This is a genomic window from Pseudomonas sp. 24 E 13 (assembly GCF_900004715.1).
GTDB lineage: Bacteria > Pseudomonadota > Gammaproteobacteria > Pseudomonadales > Pseudomonadaceae > Aquipseudomonas > Aquipseudomonas orientalis_A.
The window spans coordinates 1-2,033 of the sequence record NZ_CVTO01000024.1 but is presented as its reverse complement, the minus strand read 5'-3'; the positions used below and the strand labels follow the sequence as shown (position 1 = coordinate 2,033).

Sequence of the window (2,033 nt, the reverse complement as noted above, 5' to 3'; positions counted from 1 at the left end):
CCCGTGACGAAGCCTTCGCCTTTACCTACGGCGCCAGCCTCGACCTGCTGCGGGCAATGGGCGCGCAGCTCACGTTCTTCTCGCCCCTTCACGATCATGCGTTGCCTGACGCCGACAGCCTGTACCTGCCGGGTGGCTACCCGGAATTGCATCACCTGGCGCTGGCGCAAAATACCGCGATGCTTGAGGCAATCCGCGCCCATCACGCCGCCGGCAAGCCATTGCTCGCCGAGTGTGGCGGCATGCTGTACCTGCTCGACTCGCTTACCGATGTCGACGGCAACCGCGCCGAACTGCTCGGCCTGCTGCAGGGCGACGCCGTGATGCAAAAGAAATTGGCGGCCCTGGCGCTGCAAAGCGTGGAGCTGCCCGAGGGCACGTTGCGCGGGCATACCTATCACCACTCCCTGACCAGCACTGAGTGTGAGCCGATCGCCCGCGGGCTCAGCCCCAATGGCGGGCGCGGGGCCGAGGCGGTGTATCGGCAGGGGCGGATGACGGCCTCCTATGTGCACTTTTACTTTCCGTCGAACCCGGCGGCGGTGGCCGCTTTGTTTGCGCCAGGTCCCGGTACCGCTATCGGGGGCAAGTCGAATCGTCGCACCGGCCCTCCCACAATTGACCGAGTTGAAACCCCATCCAATGTGGGAGGGGGCTTGCCCCCGATGAGGCCATGACTGACCACGCCTTCCCCGAGGCCGACCGCCAAGCCGTCTACCGCGCCATCGCCGAACGCCGCGACATGCGCCATTTCAGCGGTGGCAGCGTCGCGCCTGAATTACTGCAACGCCTGCTCCAGGCCGCCCACCAGGCGCCGAGCGTCGGCCTGATGCAGCCGTGGCGGTTTATCCGCATCAGCGACCGTCAATTGCGGGGCCGCATTCAACAACTGGTGGAAGAAGAACGCATCCGCACCGCCGAGGCCCTGGGCGAGCGTTCCGACGACTTCATGAAGCTCAAGGTCGAAGGCATCCACGACTGCGCCGAAGTGCTGGTGGCAGCACTGATGGACGATCGCGAGCGGCACATCTTTGGCCGGCGCACCCTGCCGGAAATGGACATGGCGTCCTTGTCCTGCGCAATCCAGAACCTGTGGCTGGCCGCCCGCGTCGAGGGCCTGGGCATGGGCTGGGTCTCGTTGTTCGAACCCCAGGCCCTGGCCGACCTGCTGGGGTTGCCGGCGGGCGCAAAACCCCTGGCGGTGCTGTGCCTGGGGCCGGTCGCCGCGTTCTATCCGGCACCGATGTTGCAACTCGAAGGCTGGACCGAACCTCGGCCATTGAGTGACATGCTGTATGAAAACCTGTGGGGAGTGAGTCAATGAGTGTGGCCTTGCTGTGTGTCGCCGCCGTGGCGCTGGATGCGCTGCTGGGCGAGCCCAGGCGCTGGCATCCGCTGGTGGCGTTCGGCAATTTTGCCGGGCGTATCGAGCAGCGTTTCAACACGGGGGGCCGTGGCTGGCGCAGCCATGGCGTGACCGCGTGGTTTATCGCGGTAGTGCCGCTGACCCTGCTCGCCACCGCATTATCCTGGGCGCCTTATATCGGTTGGGTGCTGGAAATCCTGGCGCTGTATTGCGCCCTGGGCATGCGCAGCCTGGGGGAGCATGTGATCCCGGTTGCCCAGGCCTTGCGCAGCGATGACCTGGAAGAGGCGCGCAAACGCGTGAGCTATCTGGTCAGCCGCCAGACCAGCGAGTTGGATCACACCGAGGTTGCCCGCGCCGCCACCGAGTCGGTGCTCGAAAACGGCAGCGACGCGGTGTTCGCCGCACTGTTCTGGTTTGTGGTCGCCGGCGTGCCGGGCGTGGTGCTCTATCGCCTGAGCAACACCCTTGACGCCATGTGGGGCTATCGCAACGAACGCTTTGAGCGCTTCGGCTGGGCCGCGGCGAAGATCGACGATGGGCTCAACTATATTCCTGCACGTCTGGTGGCATTAACCTACGCGCTGCTGGGCAAGACGCGGCTGGCGCTCAGATGCTGGCGCACCCAGGGGCCGACCTGGGACAGCCCCAACGCCGGACCGGTGAT

At 65.6% G+C, this 2,033-nt stretch carries 2 protein-coding genes and 1 pseudogene; all 3 read left to right on the top strand.

Translation table 11 applies throughout. The annotated features are described in order from the left end of the window. Window positions 1-677: pseudogene (locus BFP90_RS00925) on the top strand (cobyrinate a,c-diamide synthase); the annotation flags it as partial. Beyond that, window positions 674-1,324: a 5,6-dimethylbenzimidazole synthase gene (gene bluB / locus BFP90_RS00920; RefSeq protein WP_065895743.1), complete on the top strand. Its 651-nt coding sequence runs from the start codon at window positions 674-676 to the stop codon at window positions 1,322-1,324. The pseudogene BFP90_RS00925 and the gene bluB, both read left to right, overlap by 4 nt. After that, a partial coding sequence (gene cbiB / locus BFP90_RS00915) for an adenosylcobinamide-phosphate synthase CbiB (protein ID WP_065895742.1) occupies window positions 1,321-2,033 on the top strand: 713 nt, incomplete at its 3' end. The genes bluB and cbiB, both read left to right, overlap by 4 nt.

Coding starts and splice junctions, on each gene's coding strand:
- bluB (WP_065895743.1), top strand. CDS start 674: ATGACTGACCACGCCTTCCCCGAGGCCGACCGCCAAGCCGTCTACCGC.